The organism is Empedobacter sp. UBA5528 (assembly GCF_002426075.1).
Lineage (GTDB): Bacteria > Bacteroidota > Bacteroidia > Flavobacteriales > Weeksellaceae > Empedobacter > Empedobacter falsenii_B.
Genome location: NZ_DINY01000031.1, coordinates 13,837 through 32,024, shown reverse-complemented (window position 1 = coordinate 32,024; position 18,188 = coordinate 13,837). Strand labels below are relative to the sequence as shown.

The 18,188-nt window shown below is 31.6% G+C and carries 17 protein-coding genes and 1 pseudogene; 5 read left to right on the top strand and 13 right to left on the bottom strand.

Translation table 11 applies throughout. The features are described 5' to 3' along the window. Nucleotides 1-57 precede the first annotated feature (57 nt). Nucleotides 58-528, bottom strand: coding sequence for a DUF1810 family protein (locus B4L98_RS07315; protein ID WP_135835150.1), 471 nt, complete (start codon nt 526-528; stop codon nt 58-60). Nucleotides 529-591: 63 nt separating this feature from the next. Beyond that, the gene (gene argS / locus B4L98_RS07310; RefSeq protein ID WP_286475224.1) at nt 592-2,364 is read right to left on the bottom strand and encodes an arginine--tRNA ligase; all 1,773 of its coding nucleotides are present in this window, start codon (nt 2,362-2,364) and stop codon (nt 592-594) included. Between the two features lie 110 nt (nt 2,365-2,474). Between argS and B4L98_RS07305 the strand changes: the two genes are divergently transcribed. After that, the gene (locus B4L98_RS07305) at nt 2,475-3,830 is read left to right on the top strand and encodes a DEAD/DEAH box helicase (protein ID WP_125349811.1); all 1,356 of its coding nucleotides are present in this window, start codon (nt 2,475-2,477) and stop codon (nt 3,828-3,830) included. Between the two features lie 28 nt (nt 3,831-3,858). Here the strand turns inward: B4L98_RS07305 and msrA are convergent, their stop codons facing one another. After that, a complete protein-coding gene (gene msrA, locus B4L98_RS07300) occupies nt 3,859-4,392 on the bottom strand; it encodes a peptide-methionine (S)-S-oxide reductase MsrA (protein ID WP_038336125.1) in 534 nt (177 codons plus the stop codon). 65 nt (nt 4,393-4,457) lie between these two features. Continuing rightward, nucleotides 4,458-4,919, bottom strand: a complete 462-nt coding sequence (locus tag B4L98_RS07295; protein ID WP_115001022.1) for an Lrp/AsnC family transcriptional regulator — start codon at nt 4,917-4,919, stop codon at nt 4,458-4,460. A 328-nt stretch (nt 4,920-5,247) separates the two neighbouring features. Here B4L98_RS07295 and metK point away from each other — a divergent pair. After that, nucleotides 5,248-6,439, top strand: a pseudogene (gene metK / locus B4L98_RS07290) (methionine adenosyltransferase). Between the two features lie 58 nt (nt 6,440-6,497). Here metK and B4L98_RS07285 read toward each other — a convergent pair. Both B4L98_RS07285 and B4L98_RS07280 read right to left on the bottom strand, forming a co-directional pair. After that, nucleotides 6,498-6,875: a hypothetical protein gene (locus B4L98_RS07285; RefSeq protein ID WP_221856848.1), complete on the bottom strand. Its 378-nt coding sequence runs from the start codon at nt 6,873-6,875 to the stop codon at nt 6,498-6,500. A gap of 95 nt (nt 6,876-6,970) precedes the next feature. Next, nucleotides 6,971-7,354: a hypothetical protein gene (locus B4L98_RS07280; protein ID WP_221856850.1), complete on the bottom strand. Its 384-nt coding sequence runs from the start codon at nt 7,352-7,354 to the stop codon at nt 6,971-6,973. A gap of 147 nt (nt 7,355-7,501) precedes the next feature. Here B4L98_RS07280 and fabG point away from each other — a divergent pair, with 147 nt between their 5' ends. Continuing rightward, on the top strand, nt 7,502-8,245 hold the full coding sequence (fabG, locus tag B4L98_RS07275; RefSeq protein WP_038336119.1) for a 3-oxoacyl-[acyl-carrier-protein] reductase: 744 nt from the start codon (nt 7,502-7,504) through the stop codon (nt 8,243-8,245). An 82-nt stretch (nt 8,246-8,327) separates the two neighbouring features. Further along, complete coding sequence (menD, locus tag B4L98_RS07270; protein ID WP_291059058.1) at nt 8,328-9,998, top strand: 2-succinyl-5-enolpyruvyl-6-hydroxy-3-cyclohexene-1-carboxylic-acid synthase; 1,671 nt, start codon at nt 8,328-8,330, stop codon at nt 9,996-9,998. A 56-nt stretch (nt 9,999-10,054) separates the two neighbouring features. Here menD and B4L98_RS07265 read toward each other — a convergent pair whose 3' ends face one another. After that, complete coding sequence (locus B4L98_RS07265; RefSeq protein ID WP_038336116.1) at nt 10,055-10,426, bottom strand: hypothetical protein; 372 nt, start codon at nt 10,424-10,426, stop codon at nt 10,055-10,057. Between the two features lie 10 nt (nt 10,427-10,436). Then, the gene (locus B4L98_RS07260) at nt 10,437-11,093 is read right to left on the bottom strand and encodes a SanA/YdcF family protein (RefSeq protein ID WP_291077904.1); all 657 of its coding nucleotides are present in this window, start codon (nt 11,091-11,093) and stop codon (nt 10,437-10,439) included. Between the two features lie 157 nt (nt 11,094-11,250). Between B4L98_RS07260 and B4L98_RS07255 the strand changes: the two genes are divergently transcribed. Continuing rightward, nucleotides 11,251-12,957 carry a M64 family metallopeptidase gene (locus tag B4L98_RS07255; RefSeq protein WP_286496220.1) on the top strand — a complete coding sequence of 569 codons (1,707 nt, stop codon included), beginning with the start codon at nt 11,251-11,253 and terminating at the stop codon, nt 12,955-12,957. A 49-nt stretch (nt 12,958-13,006) separates the two neighbouring features. Here B4L98_RS07255 and efp read toward each other — a convergent pair whose 3' ends face one another. The 5 genes from efp to B4L98_RS07230 all read right to left on the bottom strand — a co-directional run bounded on the left by efp (nt 13,007) and on the right by B4L98_RS07230 (nt 18,094). Further along, complete coding sequence (gene efp, locus B4L98_RS07250; protein WP_038336113.1) at nt 13,007-13,573, bottom strand: elongation factor P; 567 nt, start codon at nt 13,571-13,573, stop codon at nt 13,007-13,009. Between the two features lie 19 nt (nt 13,574-13,592). Beyond that, on the bottom strand, nt 13,593-14,378 hold the full coding sequence (gene lpxA, locus B4L98_RS07245; RefSeq protein ID WP_115002092.1) for an acyl-ACP--UDP-N-acetylglucosamine O-acyltransferase: 786 nt from the start codon (nt 14,376-14,378) through the stop codon (nt 13,593-13,595). 17 nt (nt 14,379-14,395) lie between these two features. After that, nucleotides 14,396-15,784: a bifunctional UDP-3-O-[3-hydroxymyristoyl] N-acetylglucosamine deacetylase/3-hydroxyacyl-ACP dehydratase gene (locus tag B4L98_RS07240; RefSeq protein ID WP_038336111.1), complete on the bottom strand. Its 1,389-nt coding sequence runs from the start codon at nt 15,782-15,784 to the stop codon at nt 14,396-14,398. A gap of 6 nt (nt 15,785-15,790) precedes the next feature. Next, the gene (lpxD, locus tag B4L98_RS07235) at nt 15,791-16,816 is read right to left on the bottom strand and encodes a UDP-3-O-(3-hydroxymyristoyl)glucosamine N-acyltransferase (RefSeq protein WP_115001039.1); all 1,026 of its coding nucleotides are present in this window, start codon (nt 16,814-16,816) and stop codon (nt 15,791-15,793) included. 87 nt (nt 16,817-16,903) lie between these two features. Beyond that, nucleotides 16,904-18,094, bottom strand: a complete 1,191-nt coding sequence (locus tag B4L98_RS07230; RefSeq protein ID WP_286496217.1) for an HD domain-containing protein — start codon at nt 18,092-18,094, stop codon at nt 16,904-16,906. Between the last annotated feature and the right edge of the window lie 94 nt (nt 18,095-18,188).

Genomic DNA, 18,188 nt, shown 5'->3' with positions numbered 1-18,188 from the left:
CACAAAATTTTGGACAGTGTCTAAATAAAAAATCTCGAGCAAATGCTCGAGATTTTTTTATTTATTCATTTGTTTCAATATACTTAATGTTTTTTTATCGACTTGATCTGCATAAAAAAACTTCAAAACATCTTTGATAATTTTTTCTTTCGGAACTATAAAGTTGAATAAAGTCAAACTTGATTTCAGTTTCATTGCATCATTTTTTCCGAAAATTAATTGCGGAATTACGCCTTTATGTTGCATTAATAATACAGATAAAACTTCTAAATAATTTCCCCAAAGTTCTTCATCTTTCACAAAAGCTCTCGCCTCTTCTTTTGAAGAAATCGAAAATTCTAATGACGAATCACTCGAACCTAATCCAACTAATTGAGGAAACATAAAAACAATCCAATTCGTTTGTTTTTTTCCTGCATGAACTTCCATTAAGATTTCATCATACACAAAACTTTGCGCATCGTGAAATCGTTTCAAATTAAATTTATCGTGAGGATCTTTTTGTTTCAGTAAATCTCCTATTTTCATATTGTAAAGTTAAAAAAATACCTCACCAAATTGATGAGGCATTTTATTTATTTTATAAGTCGATTACATTCTTTCTGGAACACCAATTCCTAATAAACGTAACGAATTCTGAATTGTATTTGCAACCCATTGAGAAAGATATAAACGGAAATTTTTCACGTTTTCATCTTCATTTTTCAAGATTGGATTGTTTTGGTAGAATGAATTAAATAATTTAACTAATTCATACACATAATTCGCAATCAAAGCAGGGCTCATTTCTGTTGCTGCTTTTTCTATCGTATCTTCGAAATCGTATAATGCACGAATAATTTCTTTTTCTGCATCATTCAATTCTATTGCATTTGCATCAAATTCTTTTGGGGATTCTTTTCTCAATAATGACTGAATACGCGCAAAAGTATATTGAATAAAAGGTCCTGTATTTCCATTAAAATCAACAGATTCTTTCGGATCGAATAAAATACGTTTCTTAGGATCTACTTTCAAAATGTAATATTTCAAAGCACCCATCGCAATTGTTTCGTACAACTCAGCTTTTTCATCATCAGACATTCCGTCTAATTTCCCTAACTCTTCAGAAATCTCTTTTGCTGTATTATAAACTTCTTGCATCAAATCATCTGCATCTACAACTGTTCCTTCACGAGATTTCATTTTTCCGTTTGGTAAATCAACCATTCCGTAAGACAAGTGATGTAAAGCATCAGCCCAAGAATAACCTAATTTTTTCAAGATTAAGAACAAAACTTTGAAGTGATAATCTTGCTCATTTCCTACAACATACGTTAATTCTTCTAACGTTGGATTATTTTTGAAACGCTCTACTGCAGTTCCTAAATCTTGTGTGATATAAACCGAAGTTCCGTCTGAACGTAAAACTAATTTTTCATCCAAACCTTCTGCAGTCAAATCAATCCAAACAGAACCATCTTCTCTTTTGTAGAAAACACCTTTGTTTAAACCATCTTCAACAATATCTTTTCCTAAAATGTAGGTATTCGATTCGTATAAATATTCGTCAAAAGCAACACCAAGACGTTTGTACGTTTTAGCGAAACCATCATACACCCAACCGTTCATTTTTTGCCAAAGCTCAATAACTTTTGGTTCATGTGCTTCCCATTGACGCAGCATTTCTTGTGCTTCTAAGAAAATTGGAGCTTCTTTTTTCGCTTCGTCTTCCGTTTTTCCTTGCGCTTCTAATTCTTTGATTTCTTGACGATAATGTTTGTCAAATTCCACATAATATTTTCCAACCAAATGGTCGCCTTTCATATTTGCAGATTCTGGTGTTTCACCATTTCCAAATTTTTCCCAAGCAATCATAGATTTACAAATGTGAATCCCACGATCATTAATAATTTGTGTTTTAATCACATTATTTCCTGCTGCTTCAATGATTTGAGAAACCGAAAATCCTAACAAATTATTACGGACATGTCCTAAATGCAAAGGTTTGTTTGTATTTGGCGATGAATATTCTACCATTACCGTTCTCGAATTTTCATCAACTTTTGTAATTCCAAAAGTTGAATTTTGAGCATTTTGAGTAAAATTTTCTAAAAATTCTACTGAACTTAAACTCATATTCAAGAAACCTTTTACAACATTAAACGCTGTAATTTTATTATTTTCAACCAAATTTTCACCGATTTTAGCACCGATTTCTTCTGGTTTACCTTTCAAAGTTCTGATTAATGGGAAAACAACCAATGTATAATCACCTTCAAACTCTTTCCTTGTAAACTGAATTTCAACAGATTCAGGGTTAATTTGATAAACGTTTTGAATCGCTTCTAAAACATTCTGCGTGATGTATTGTTTTAAACTCATTTTTATTCCTTTTTACTTAATCGAAATGCAAAAGTACGAAGTTTCAACGAATTTGAACGGATTGCACATTGAGTTTTTAAGAAGTCATCAAGAAAACTTATCTTTGCAAAATGAAAGCTACATTCGCGGATTTCGAATTAACAAAACAATTGAGTTCGGCTTTAGAAAAGTTGAATATCACAACCCCAACTCCAATTCAAGAAAAATCATTCAAACCGATTCTTTCTGGACGAGATATAATGGGAATTGCCCAAACAGGTACAGGTAAAACAATGGCTTACTTATTACCCTTGTTGAATACTTATCAATACTCTAAAACGAATCAACCAAAGATTGTTATTTTGGTTCCGACACGCGAATTAGTTGTTCAGGTTACCGATATTTTAGAGCAATTAACAGAGTTTATCAATGTTCGTGTTTTAGGAATTTATGGTGGTGTAAACATCAATACTCAAAAATTATTGGTGTATGAAGGCGTTGATATTTTGGTTGGAACACCAGGTCGTGTTTTAGATTTGGCGATAGACAATGTATTATCATTCAAAGAAATGAAGAAATTAGTGGTTGACGAATTTGACGAAATGTTGAGTTTAGGTTTTCGTCCGCAACTGATTCATTTATTTACAATGATGAGCGAAAAACGTCAAAACATTTTATTTTCTGCTACGATGACAGATCAAGTAGATGATATGTTACACGAATATTTCAAAAATCCTATTGAAATTTCCTTAGCTCGTTCAGGAACACCATTAGAAAAAATCACTCAATTGGCTATTCCAGTTGAGAATTTCAATACAAAATTGAATTTAATTGTTCATCAATTAGGAGACAAAGCAAAATTTGAGAAAGTTTTAATTTTCGCAAACAATAAAAAACATGCTGATTTAATCTTTAATCATTTAGATGAAATTTATCCAGATGAATTTGGAGTAATTCATTCTAACAAATCTCAAAATTATCGTTTGAGAACAATGGAAGCCTTTACCAGAGATGAATACCGAGGAATTATCACGACAGATATTATGGCTCGTGGTTTGGATATTCCTGATGTTACGCATGTTATCAATTTCGAAATTCCAGAAATTCCAGAACAATATATTCACCGAATTGGGCGTACAGGACGTGCGGATAAAAAAGGAGAAGCGATTTCTTATTTTTCTGAAAAGGAAATTGAACGTTTAGATGCTATTGAAGCATTGATGGATAAAGAGATTAACGAACTTCCTTTTCCTGAAGAGGACGTAAAAATAAATCCTGTAAAACGTGAATTTGAGAAAGATGTTGTAAAAATGAAACAACTTACAACTGTAAAAATTGAAGAACGTGGTGCAGCATTTCACGAGAAAAAAGATAAAAATAAAAAGGTGAATTTAGGTGGTCCTACAAAACGTAAACCACCAAAATCTAAACCTAAAAACCGTGGTCAGCAAAAACAGAAAGCGAAAGCACGTAAAAAAGGAAAATAAAATGAAAGCGACCAATTGGTCGCTTTTCTTATTTTAAAATCTGTTTGAATTTAGATTTAAATTTTGCAATTTTTGGTCCAACAACTGCCGAACAATATGGCTGATCTGGATTTTCATTGTAATAACCTTGATGATAATCTTCGGCTGGCCAAAATTTATCTAAAGGCTCTATTGTTGTAACGAATTTATCTTCATACAAAGTTCCGTTATCAAACTCTTTTAACGATTCTTCCGCTTGCTTTTTTTGTTCTTCTGATGTGTAAAAAATACTCGAACGATATTGTGTACCAACATCGTTTCCTTGTCTATTTAACTGTGTTGGATTATGTATATTCCAAAAAATTTCTAATAATTCTTTGTACGAAATCACTTCATTGTCAAAAGTAATTTCAACAACTTCCGCATGATTTGTATCTGTATCACAAACCTGACGATAAGTAGGATTTTCTACATTACCTCCTGCAAATCCAGAGATAGCTTGTTCTACTCCATTTATCGAATTAAAAATTCCTTCCACACACCAAAAACAACCAGCTCCTAAAACTGCTATTTCCTTGCTCATGTCTTCTCTATTTTTACTTATTCAATCAAAAAAAATTCTAATTTATCAGAACCATTCTTATATTTTTATACCAATTGGAAAGCGGTATCATCTTTTACATCACCAATAACAAAAGTACTGTGAGTACTACCAATTACCTTTATTGTTGTTAGTTTATTTACCATAAAATCTCTGTATTCGTCCATATTTTCGAAAGACATTTTGATAATGTAATCGTAATCACCACTTACATGATAACTCGCCTGAACTTCTTTTAAATTCACAATTTCGTTTTCGAAAATCTTGATGTTATCAGCAGAATGTTGTTGTAACTTAATATGGCTAAATACCAAAAGCTCTCTGTTAATTAATCTTCTATTTACAAGCGCAACATATTTAGAAATAATTCCTGACTTTTCTAATTTCTTGATTCTTTCATGAATTGCGGTTGACGATAAATTTAACTTATCAGATAATTCTTTATAGGTAATTTTACTGTTTTCTTGTAGATACATTAGCAGCTGTTGATCGAGAGTGTCAAATTTCATTTCAATTAATTTTTTTCTAAAGTAACAACATTATTTTGAATAATTATCTATATAGATTAAAAAAATTACTCATCTACAGAAAATATATTTATAATTTATTAAAACACACCGTTTTTTGTTCTATTCTAAAAAAGATAAAAAGTTAAACTCTATAATTTTTATATACTAATAAATGTTAAATATCTTTCATTATTCATATTATTCATTGTATATTTGAGCTCGAAAAATCGAGAGGAAAGATTTGACTGATTGCAACCTCATAAAACAATTGCTAAAACAGGACTTCAGTTTTCTCCTTCCCTCTATCATTTTAAAAAAAAGTATAGAAATGTCATATTTATTTACGTCAGAATCAGTTTCTGAGGGGCATCCAGATAAAATTGCCGATCAAATTTCTGATTCAATTCTTGACCACTTTTTAGCATTTGATGCAAAAAGTAAAGTAGCTTGTGAAACTTTAGTAACGACTGGACAAGTTGTTTTAGCAGGTGAAGTAAAATCTAATTCTTACATTGATTTACAACGTGTAGCAAGAGAAACAATTGCTGAAATTGGTTACACGAAAAGTGAATATATGTTCGATGCAAATTCTTGTGGAATTTTATCTGCAATTCACGAACAATCTCCAGATATTAACCAAGGTGTAGACAGACAATCTGACGAAGAGCAAGGTGCTGGTGACCAAGGAATGATGTTTGGTTATGCTACAAGCGAAACTGAAAACTATATGCCTTTGGCGTTAGATTTATCGCACAGATTATTGAAAGAATTAGCGCATATCCGTAAATACGAAAAAGATTTGTTACCATATTTACGTCCTGATGCTAAATCTCAAGTAACAATTGAATATGATAATGACAACAAACCTGTTCGTATCGATACTATTGTAATTTCTACTCAACATGATGACTTCGCAAACGAAGAAGCAATGAGAGATAAAATTACAAATGACTTAGTAAGTATTTTAATTCCACGTGTAAAAGCGCAATTACCTGTTCATTTACGCGATTTATTTACAGATAGTATTACTTATCATATCAATCCTACAGGGAAATTCGTTATTGGAGGACCTCACGGAGATACAGGTTTNNAAAGATCCATCAAAAGTTGACCGTTCTGCTGCTTATGCTGCGCGTCATATTGCTAAAAACTTGGTTGCAGCTGGTGTTGCTGACGAAGTTTTAGTACAAGTTTCTTATGCAATTGGTGTTGCTGCTCCAGTTTCTTTATTAGTAAATACTTTCGGAACTCAAAAAGTTGAGTTAACTGAAGGAGAAATTTCTACAAAAGTTTCTGAAATCTTTGATATGAAGCCTTTCGCTATCGAACAAAGATTAAAATTAAGAAACCCAATTTACAAAGAAACTGCATCTTACGGACACTTAGGTAGAGAACCAAAAATAGTTTCAAAACGCTTTGAATCTGCTAATGGACAGGATGTTGTTGAAGTTGAAGTTGAATTATTCACTTGGGAAAAATTAGACTTCGTAGATCAAATTAAAACAGCTTTCGGATCATAATCTGAAATTTTAAATCATACTAAAAAATCCACTCAATATTGAGTGGATTTTTTTATGATTAATTTTCACTAATCGAATTGACTAACCAATATCGTTTTCCATCTTTGTAAGAAATATTGATACTATCTCTAGAAAGCATAATCAGTTTTGTCGGTGTCCATCCCACATTTCGTAACGAATTGCTTCCTGTCATTTCCATTTGAATATTTTCTATCGGATCAATTTTTTGAGATGTGATAAAATCAAATTTATATAAATTCTTAGATTGAGAAACTTGCACTACTACACTATCTTGAACAATTCCTCCTAAAGAATCTTGAAAAATTATAAATCGTCTTTCATATTTTTCTTTATAAATAGTATTCAGACCATCATCTTCATTATTACAAGAAAATATCAGCATTAATAAAGAAGCAAAACATACAATCGTTCTCATAAAACATCATTTTATATTTAACTATTTTCAACTCAAAATATTGTACAAAAAAAAGACGCTCACAACTGAACGTCTTTTATTATTATTCCTAAAAATTATCTTGTTGCATTCGCAGTCCAAGTTTTACCATCTTTTGTATAAAGAATAGTTAATTTTGAATTATCAATTCTAATGTAAGATAATTCTGTTGCCCCAACACTTACTAAAGTATTGTCTCCTTTTTTCTCGAACTCAACTCCGTTCAAATCTGGAATTTTATCAGAAAAAGCAAAATTATACTTTGTTCCACTTGCAATTTTAGTTACAAATACACTTCCATTATCAGCAGAAAGAGTATTATTTCCATCAACATAACTTATTTTTCCTTTATAAGTTCCTGCAAAGAAATCATTGTTTGCTGGATCATCATCATCGCTACAAGCCGTAAATACAAATAAGGCAAAAAATGTTACCGCTAAAAATTTCAATAGATTCTTCATGTTTTTATATTTTTAATTTGGTTATAACAATCAATATTTTCAATTATAATACCATAAAATGTTAAATAAAATTGATAAAGTATTTTTTTACATTTTTAACTCTCACAAAAAATCGTATTTTTGAAGCAATATATAATACCTATAAACATGAATTTATTGCAAGGTAAAACAGCAATCGTTACAGGCGCAACTCGCGGTATTGGAAAAAGTATTGCTGAAGTTTTTGTGAAAAATGGCGCTAACGTTGCCTTTACTTATGCTTCTTCTGTAGAAAAAGCAAAAGCTTTGGAAGAAGAATTGGGACAATTCGGTAAAGTAAAAGGATATCAATCTGATGCTTCTGATTACGAAGCTGCTCAAAAATTAGTGGAAGATGTAATTGCTGAGTTTGGTCAAGTTGATATTGTAATTAATAATGCTGGAATTACAAAAGATAATTTGTTGATGAGAATGTCTGCAGAAGATTTCGAAAAAGTAATTCAAACAAACTTAAATTCGGCTTTCAACTTAACAAAAGCAGTGATCAAACCAATGATGAAACAACGTTCTGGATCTATCGTGAACATGTCTTCTATTGTTGGAATCAAAGGAAATGCTGGGCAAGCAAATTATGCAGCATCTAAAGCTGGTTTAATTGGTTTCTCTAAATCTGTTGCATTAGAATTAGGTTCTCGTAATATTCGTTGTAATGCAATTGCACCAGGTTTCATCGAAACTGAAATGACAGAAGTTTTAGACCAAAAAGTTGTTGAAGAATGGCGTAATGGAATTCCATTAAAACGTGGAGGACAACCAGAAGACGTTGCAAATGCATGTTTATTCTTAGCGTCAGATTTATCAAGTTATGTAACAGGACAAGTTTTGAGTGTAGACGGAGGTTTACATACTTAATTCTTAAAAATATCATACTTTTTGAAAGGTTTTGTTTAGTAAATTTGCTAATCAAAACCTTTTATAATTTAAGACAACTACGTTGAGAAAAATATCAAATAAATTAAATGTTCAATTGATTGCTGAAACTTTTTTGGCTTTCGGAATTGATCATATCGTATTATCGCCAGGATCTCGAAACGGAGCATTAACAATGCAATTTGCGAATGACAAACGTTTCAAAACTTATAGTGTAATCGACGAACGTTCGGCAGGATTTGTCGCTTTGGGAATGGCACAGCAAATTCAGAAACCTGTTGTTGTTTGTTGTACTTCTGGTTCGGCAACGGCAAATTATTACCCAGCAATTACGGAAGCTTTTTTTCAAAATGTTCCTGTAATCGTGCTTTCTGCAGATCGTCCCGAGCATTTGGTTGATAATTTTGATGGACAAACCATTCGCCAAAAAGATATTTTTGAGAAACATTCAGTTCATAATGTACAACTTTCCGAAAGTGAAGAAACGGATGATTTAACGCGAAATATGTTGTTGACGAAATATGCGTTGATTGATTGTATGCACAAATCTGCGCCAATTCATATCAATATGCCTTTTTCTGAGCCTTTGTACGAATCTGTAACAACACCAGATATTGAAATTGATACAATTACAATTCCTGCAAAAGATTATCCAGAAATTGATGTAATTGATTTGATGAAACGTTGGAATGCTTCGACGCGTAAAATGATTTTGGTCGGATTACATCATCCTGATGCCAAATTTGATCATTTTGTAAAACAATTGGCGCAAGATGATTCGGTTGTTGTGTTAACAGAAGTAACATCAAATATTCATGATGAACGATTTTTCAATAAAATAGATCAAGTTATTTTCCCTTATTCGGAAGAAGAATTAGAAGCGTTGAAACCTGATATTTTATTGACAATTGGGCAAAATGTCGTTTCCAAAAAGATTAAAAAATTCTTACGCGATCAAAAACCAATACAACATTGGCATTTAGATGAATATTGGCAACCAGATACTTTCCAAGCATTAACAGATAAAATTGAAACGAAACCTGAATTATTTTTAGAACAATTTGTTCCGTTTGTCAATCCAAAAGAATCTGAATATTACAACACATGGAATTCAATTCGAGAAGCGAATAATATCAAACACAAAAATTACATCAATATGATTCCATTTTGTGATTTGAAAGCATTTGATTCTATTATCAGAAATTATCCAGAAAATTGGCAAATTCAGTACGGAAATTCTACCGTTATTCGTTACGGATTATTATTTGATCATAACAATTCGAATCCTGTTTTCTGTAATCGTGGAACAAGTGGAATTGATGGTTCTACGTCGACAGCAATTGGCGCTTGTATCGCTTCTGGTCAAAATACGGTGATGATTACGGGCGATATTTCATTTTTCTATGATTCGAATGCTTTGTGGAATGTAAACATGCCAAATAATTTCAGAATTATTTTGATTAATAATGGTGGCGGAAATATTTTCAAATTTATTCCTGGTCCTTCTGAAACAGATGTAGTTGAAGATTATTTTGAAACAAAACATCATTTCACTGCCGAACATTTAGCTAAAATGTATGGTTTTGAATACCAAGTTGTTTCAAATTTAACTGATTTAGAAAATACTTTTGAAGATTTTTATGCAGAAAGTAATCGCCCGAAGATTTTAGAAATTGATACACGAAATTCTGCTAACGATGCTATTTTGAGAGGATATTTTAGTAGTTTGAAGTAAAAAATATTAAAGAGAAATCATTAGTTTGGTTTCTCTTTTTAATTCAAATAATTTTCCTAAAACATTTTCAAAAAGACACCTTCTATATAAATTCTATATAAACTAGGTTGGTATTCTCCGATTGAAATGATAACATAATACTCGGATGTTTCCTTTAAATACACATATAAATTCTCAGCGTTTCTGTAACTAGTCAAATCAACAATAAAATTATTTTTAATAATTCCTTTACAATGACTAATGATGGAAGTAAAAAGATTCTTCTCAATATTATTTTCTACAATATTTAACTCTACTAATTCTTCAAAATCAAAAGTAAAATCTAATTCATTATTTATTTTAAAATTGTGTTTACCATAAATAAAAATGCAATCAGAAGATTGAATTAGAAGCATTTTACTCATTATTTGCTTTATATCTTTATTCATTGAATAAAAATTAAATTATCTCAATTTTCTCTCCTAAAAACTTTGGTTGAACACCAAAAAAGCTATCAATAAAAACTTTCGTTCGAGCAAAATACTCGCGGATATTTGTTTTTAATCCAGCATGTTTATTGACATCTTTTGCACTGTAACCATACGCATTAATTCCGTTTTGACGTGCAATATAAACTGCTCGTTGATTGTGAAACTCTTGGGAAACTACAATAAATTCATTCTGACTAAAAATTTCCTTTGCACGAATCATAGAATCTAATGTTCTAAAACCTGCATAATCCAAATAAATCACATTTTCTGGAACTCCATTTTTTATTAAGGCTTGTTTCATTGCTTCAGGTTCGTTGTAGTTTTTTCGACCATGATCTCCACTCAAAATAAAGTACGTTACTTTTCCTGATTGATACAATTCTGTTGCAGCTTCTATACGATACGTAAAGTAATAATTTTGATAACCACTCACCAAATTTGGCGTTGTTCCCAATACAATCGCAACTTTGGTTTTAGGTAAAATCTCTAATTTATCTGTGACAAATTCTTCCGTTGAGTTTTCTATTTTATAATTTGCAAAAGCTGTGAACAAAAGACTTCCAATTCCTAAAATAAGTAAAGTATAAAAAGATTTTTTCAGAAACTTTTTGGTTTTGATTTTCATAGTTGGTTCAAGATTATTTCTTGTGTTAAAAATACAATATATTCTTCAGTTTTATAATGATTTAAGAACTCCTATCCGATAATAAATATTTAAAATCAAAATTTCATTAAAAAAATCTATCTTACTATATTGCGTATTATTTTTTCAAAATACAACTATGAGAACAAGATTATTTTTTCTAGCCACCACTCTATTTACAGTTTCAACTCTATCAGCACAAAAATTCGAAATTGATACCTTACAATATCAGGGAAGTGATAAAAACATTATCAACCTTGTTGTTTTAGCAGATGGTTATACAAAAGACGAATTAAAATATTATAAAGAAGATGCAAAACGATTTACAGACTATTTTTTCAAAACGGAACCATTAAGTCAATATATCAATTATTTTAATGTATTTGTTATAAATAGTATTTCTGAGGAATCTGGTGCAATTCACCCATATTCTACCAAAGAATGTCCCACAGAAAAAGTAGATTGGGATCAGTTACCTGAACGTTATAATAAATTTGTAAAGAAATATGAAGTTCCGAAAACTAATCCAAATACAATTTTCGGAAGTAGTTTTGATATTTCTGGAATTCATCGTTTAGTTGTTCCAACGAAAAATGAAAAGGTATTACAAGTTCTGAAAGATAATATTCCCAATTATAGTCAAGTTGTAATTCTTGTTAATTCTCCTTTTTATGGTGGTTCTGGAGGAGAATTTGCGACGACAACAGTTAATTTTAAAAGTAATGATATCGCTGTTCACGAAATTGGACATTCGTTTGCAAAATTATCAGACGAATATTGGTCTGGTCCGTTGTATACGGTTCCTGGTCCAAATAAAACACAGAATATACAAGATGTTCCTTGGAAAAATTGGATTGGGACAAATGGAATTGGAATTTATGCATATGGCGAAAAAGATGCAAGAGCACAATGGTTTCGTCCGCACGAATTCTGTAAAATGCAATATTTAATCGCGCCTTTTTGTAATGTTTGTCAAGAAGAATTTATTGAAGTAATTCATCAAAAAACAAATCCAATTATTTCTACAAAACCCGCTGTTGATACTCCTGTTAACACAGAAAACATGAATGCTTTTACTCTTAATTTAGTAAAACCAGTTCCAAATACCCTGAAAGTAAAATGGATTTTGAATAATAAATTGATTGCAGAAAATTTAGATTCTATTCATCTAAACAAAGGTCAATTCAACTTAGAAAAAAATATTTTAAGAGCTGAAGTGACGGATACAACGCAATTAGTAAGAAAAGAAAATCATGCGAATCATATGTACACAACGCAATGGGAAATTACAAAACCTAATAATGAGAGTTTAACTCCACCAGTTTTGACATGGGGTGAAAAACAAGAAAGTTGTTACAATGAACATCAGGCACTAACGGTGAAAAATCCAGAAGCAAAAGTTGAATATTTTTGGTATGATGAGCTAAATTCTACTCAACCATTTGTAAAAGGAAGCAATATTATTAGTCCAACTATTACTGAGAATAAGACTTATTATGTTGAAAGTAATTGGAACAACAAAAAATCTGAACGAAAAGCAATTCAAATTACTGTTTTAGAAAAAATTAATTTTTCTGAAAAAGTTAGTATCAAACAGAATAAAAAAGACGGAACGATTATACTTACTTTAAAAAATACTGACGATAAGAAATATAAATTCGAATGGTTGGATGAAGATGGAAATAGAATCTATAATTTCGATCCAAAAGAGAATAAAACGGTTTATAAAGGGAGTGATTCATCATCTATCACAATCAAAAATGAATTCTTAGGTTCTACAATTTTTGTCAAGAAAATAGATAAAGAAACGACATGCTCTAGCGAAAAAGTTACAATAAAATTGTAATAAAAAAAGCGACCAAAAGGTCGCTTTTTTTATCTATATTTCAGAATAATTATTCTTTAATACGTTCTACATAAGAACCATCTTCTGTGTTGATTTTTACTTTATCACCTTCGTTGATGAATAAAGGAACACGGATTTCAGCACCAGTTTCTGTCGTTGCAGGTTTTGTAGCATTTGTAGCTGTATCACCTTTAAGACCTGGCTCTGTGTATGTAATTTCCATTACAACTGTAGTTGGTAACTCAGCTGCTAAAGCTGTTTCATCAGAAGCACGGAACAAGATTTTTACTTCGTCACCAGCTTTCATAAATTGTGAATTATCAATCAAATCTTTGTTTAAATAAACTTGAGAGAAATCATCATTATTCATGAAGTGGAAACCATTATCATCTTCATATAAATATTGGTAGTTACGTGTTTCTACACGAACTTCTTCAATTTTATGACCAGCAGAGAATGTATTGTCTAATACTTTTCCGTTAGTTAATGATTTTAATTTTGTACGAACGAAAGCAGGTCCTTTACCTGGTTTTACGTGTAAAAATTCGATAATTTTATACGTATCATTATTAAAAATAATACATAAACCTTTTCTGATATCAGAAGTTGTCGCCATTTATTCTATTGTTATTTTATTAAACTCCCGAGCTATATCCTTTCATAATTCCACGATCACTTGTATTGATAAAATCAAGGATCACTTCACGATAATGTGAATCTGGGAATTTTTCTAAGATTTGTTCTACAGCCTGAGATACGTTATTTTTTTGTTGATATAAAATTCTGTAAATACCTTGAATTTCGAAGATTTCTTCTGATGTAAAACCTTTTCTTCTCAATCCAATTGCATTAACTCCCGCATAAGCAACAGGATTTTTTGCAGCTTTAACATACGGAGGAACATCTTTACGAATTTGTGTCGCACCAGCTACAAAAGCATGTTCTCCAATTTTTGTAAATTGATGAACTGCACTATAACCACCAATAAAAGCGAAATCTCCAACTTCTATATGTCCTGCTAAACCAACCGCATTTACGATTACGACATTATTTCCTACAACACAATCGTGCGCGATATGTGCAGTTGCCATAATCAAACAATTGTCACCAATTTTAGTATAACCTAATGCATTAGTTCCTTTGTTTACAGTAACGCATTCACGAATTGTTGTATTGTCACCAATATATGTTAAAGTTTTTTCACCTTCGTACTTCAAATCTTGAGGCTCACCAGAAATTACCGTACCTGGATAAATTTTACAATTTTTTCCAATACGTGCTCCTGACATAATTGTTACATTAGGACCAATCCATGTTCCATCACCAATTTCTACATCTTCGTAAACAGAAGAGAAAGGGCTGATTGTAACATTTTCACCTATTATTGCAGTTGGATGAACATATGCCATCGGATGATTCATAACTTCCATTTCTTTAATTATTCTTTTGTAATAACTGCCATCATTTCTGCTTCCACAGCAATTTGATTGTTTACATATCCAATTCCTTGCATATGAACAATTCCTCTTCTAATTGGTTCAACCAACTCTAATTTAAACACCAATGTATCACCTGGAATAATTTTGCGTTTAAATTTAGCACTTTCAATTTTCATGAAATAAGTTGAATAATCTTGAGGATTTTCTAATTCTCCTAAAATCAATAACCCTCCTAATTGTGCCATTGCTTCAATTTGCAATACACCTGGCATAACAGGTTCTTTAGGAAAATGTCCAACAAAGAAAGGCTCGTTCATCGTTACATTTTTCACGCCGATTAAACCTGTTGCACTTTTAGAAATTACCTTGTCAATCAATAAGAATGGTGGACGATGTGGTAATAACTTCATGATATCATTAATATCATAAACTGGTTCTGCTGTCAAATCAAATTCTGGCACTTTATTGCGTTGCGCTAATTTAATTTGTTTGCTTAATTTCTTTGCAAAATTTGTATTGGTATGATGTCCAGGCTTTGTTGCAATAATTTTAGCCTTCAATTTTTTACCTACTAAAGCCAAATCTCCCACAACATCTAATAATTTGTGACGTGCAGCTTCATTTGGATAGTGTAAAGTCAAGTGATCCAAGATTCCATTCGGACGAATAGAAACATCATCTCTATTGAACGCTTTACATAATTTTTCTTTTGTTTCTGGCGTAATTTCTTTGTCAACATAAACAATTGCATTGTCTAAATCTCCACCTTTTACTAAACCAGCTTCCAACAATTGCTCTAACTCATGTAAGAAACAAAATGTTCTTGCTTGAGAGATATCTTGTTTGAAGTTTTTGATAGATGTTAAAGTTGCATTTTGAGTTCCCAAAACTTTCGTTCCGAAATCTACCATTGCTGTAACTTGGTATTCATCTGCAGGAATCGCCGTGATTTCTGATCCTGTTTCTGGATCTACATACGTTACAATTTCTTTAATTCTATAATATTCTCTGTCTTTATCTTGCTCTACAATTCCAGCAGATTCTATTGCTTCAACGAAAAAACGAGAAGAACCGTCCATAATTGGTGGTTCCGCATTGTCAATTTCAATGTAACAATTATCAATATCCATACCTACCAAAGCTGCCAAAACGTGCTCTGTTGTATGTACTTTAACTCCTTTCTTCTCTAAAGTTGTTCCTCTGGCTGTACTCACAACATACTGTGCATCAGCTTCTACTTGAGGTTGACCTTCTAAATCTGTTCTAACAAATACAAATCCTGTATCTGGTTCGGCTGGTCTAAATGTTAAGGTAACAAATTTACCTGTATGTAAGCCAACACCTTTTAGAACGGCTTCATTCGCTAAAGTTTTTTGTTTATCAGACATTAACTTTTACTTTTGTTTGTTCTCTTTTTCTAATTTATCGATTCGTTTCACAATTTCTGGAAACTTTCTAAAATGTACATAAGATTTTCTAAAGCTTGACGCTTCGATTGCTGGCGAACCATACAATTGCGTTTTACTTTCTACATCACCATTAATACCACTCTGAGCTTGTACTTGTACAAAATCTCCGATTGTCAAATGACCTGCGATACCAACTTGACCTCCAATCATACAATTACGTCCAATTTTTGTAGATCCTGCTACTCCACTTTGCGAAGCAATAACAGTATTCTCTCCAATTTGAACGTTGTGAGCAATTTGAATTTGGTTATCTAATTTTACTCCTTTACGAATAATTGTAGATCCCATTGTTGCTCTATCTATTGTTGATCCTGCTCCAATTTCGACATTATCTTCAATCAAAACATTTCCTATTTGAGGAATTTTTTCGAAAGAACCATCTGGATTTGGCGCAAAACCGAAACCATCAGCACCAATCACAACATTAGAATGAATGATACAATTTTGACCAATTTCACACTCTTCATACACTTGTACGCCTGAATGTAAAACGGTATTATCACCAATCTTAGCATGATCGCCAATCGTTACATTTGGATATATTTTTACATTATTCCCAATCGAAACATTAGCTCCAATATAAGAAAAACTTCCAACATATACATTATCTCCTAGTTGCGCAGTAGAATTTACTTTCGTATATTCTTCTATTCCAACTTTATTATTTTTTATCGTATTGTAATACTGCAACAGCTTTGTAAAGGCTTGATATGCATCTTCAACCACAATCAATGTAGACGAAATAGAATCTGTTGCCACAAAATCCTTACTCACAATCACAATAGAAGCGTTTGTTGTATAGATAAAATGCTCGTATTTCGGATTAGCCAAAAACGAAATCGAACCTTCTTTTCCTTCCTCTATCTTCGATAATGTGGAAACCTCTACATTTGCATCACCTGTTACGGTTCCTTGCAATAATTGCGCAATCTCTGCAGCTTTAAATTTCATAGTCTGCAAAACTAATAATTATTCTTAAATTTATAAAATGATTATTTAAGTTATTTAACTTTTTTGTCAAATTCTTCAAATCGATATTTAAACGCTATGGTAATGATATTTTGTAATTTCTTGTTGCAAAAATTGCGTTAACAAACTTTTTTCTGAACTCGAAATTTCTTTTACCTCACCATTTTTATATAAAACCTTTATTGGACTTTTTGATTTTTCGTACGGAACAATTTTTATCGTTGTTTGTTCCACAAAATAACTTGCATCATCAATTCCTAAAGCATTTTCTACTCTATTTTTTTCAACCAAAATTTCTTCTTCGGATAATTTTGTATCCATCAAATATGATTTTGGTAATGTACGCTGAATGATATTTTTTGATAATTTACTCAAAATTAAATCATCATGAAACTGCCATTCTTTTATCGCTGATAAAACATCCGAGTCGTCCAAACGTGTGAAAATTTCTAAACCTTCTTTCGATAAACTTCCAACTTCATTTTCTTTTAAAAAGTATTTAAAAGCAAACGTTGCAAAAAGATTTTCTCCCGTTTTTGTCAATTCTTTCGCTCTTCTCAAAACGCTAATCAAAAAATTCTCTGCTGTAAACGATTTCTTATGCATATACACTTGCATGTACATAAACATACGCGCCATCAAAAATTTCTCGACCGACGAAATTCCCTTTGCTTCTATCACCAACTCATCATTCGAGACATTCATCATTGAGATAATTCGTTCCGGATTGATATTTCCTTCTACCACTCCTGTGTAAAAACTATCGCGCTTCAAATAATCCATGCGATCGCAATCCAACTGACTCGAAACTAATTGTGACAAGAACTTTTTCGGATAATTTCCTTTAAAAATTTGAATAGCTAGAGCTAATCGATTATCAAAAATTTGATTCAATTCTTCCATCAAACGAAGCGAAACTTCTTCGTGATGCGAACCATTAATTATAGAATGTTCAAGAGAATGAGAAAAAGGTCCGTGTCCCAAATCATGCAATAAAATCGCGATTAAAGCTCCATTTTCTTCTTCTGGAGTAATGTCGACGTTTTTTCTTTTGAGAATATTTAAGGCTTTTTGCATCAAATGCATACAACCTAAAGCGTGATGAAAACGAGAATGTCTCGCTCCTGGATAAACCATTTCTGTTAATCCAGTTTGCGTAATTCTACGAAGTCGCTGAAAATATGGATGTTGAATAATCTGATAAATAAGCTCGTTTGGAATCGTAATAAATCCATGAACTGGATCATTTACTATCTTCAACTTATTATTGTTTAATGGATTCAAACGTACTGTTTTGTCGGCAAAGATAAGAATTTTTACTCATTCAGAACGTTACTTTTTTGATTAAGAATGG

Bases quoted from the DNA above. Each gene is read 5' to 3' on its own strand.
- B4L98_RS07285 (WP_221856848.1), bottom strand. From the start codon at position 6,875: ATGAGAACGATTGTATGTTTTGCTTCTTTATTAATGCTGATATTTTCT.
- B4L98_RS07265 (WP_038336116.1), bottom strand. From the start codon at position 10,426: ATGAATAAAGATATAAAGCAAATAATGAGTAAAATGCTTCTAATTCAA.
- B4L98_RS07305 (WP_125349811.1), top strand. From the start codon at position 2,475: ATGAAAGCTACATTCGCGGATTTCGAATTAACAAAACAATTGAGTTCG.
- B4L98_RS07315 (WP_135835150.1), bottom strand. From the start codon at position 528: ATGAAAATAGGAGATTTACTGAAACAAAAAGATCCTCACGATAAATTT.
- fabG (WP_038336119.1), top strand. From the start codon at position 7,502: ATGAATTTATTGCAAGGTAAAACAGCAATCGTTACAGGCGCAACTCGC.
- B4L98_RS07255 (WP_286496220.1), top strand. From the start codon at position 11,251: ATGAGAACAAGATTATTTTTTCTAGCCACCACTCTATTTACAGTTTCA.
- efp (WP_038336113.1), bottom strand. From the start codon at position 13,573: ATGGCGACAACTTCTGATATCAGAAAAGGTTTATGTATTATTTTTAAT.
- B4L98_RS07260 (WP_291077904.1), bottom strand. From the start codon at position 11,093: ATGAAAATCAAAACCAAAAAGTTTCTGAAAAAATCTTTTTATACTTTA.
- B4L98_RS07240 (WP_038336111.1), bottom strand. From the start codon at position 15,784: ATGTCTGATAAACAAAAAACTTTAGCGAATGAAGCCGTTCTAAAAGGT.
- lpxD (WP_115001039.1), bottom strand. From the start codon at position 16,816: ATGAAATTTAAAGCTGCAGAGATTGCGCAATTATTGCAAGGAACCGTA.
- B4L98_RS07280 (WP_221856850.1), bottom strand. From the start codon at position 7,354: ATGAAGAATCTATTGAAATTTTTAGCGGTAACATTTTTTGCCTTATTT.
- argS (WP_286475224.1), bottom strand. From the start codon at position 2,364: ATGAGTTTAAAACAATACATCACGCAGAATGTTTTAGAAGCGATTCAA.
- msrA (WP_038336125.1), bottom strand. From the start codon at position 4,392: ATGAGCAAGGAAATAGCAGTTTTAGGAGCTGGTTGTTTTTGGTGTGTG.
- B4L98_RS07295 (WP_115001022.1), bottom strand. From the start codon at position 4,919: ATGAAATTTGACACTCTCGATCAACAGCTGCTAATGTATCTACAAGAA.
- lpxA (WP_115002092.1), bottom strand. From the start codon at position 14,378: ATGAATCATCCGATGGCATATGTTCATCCAACTGCAATAATAGGTGAA.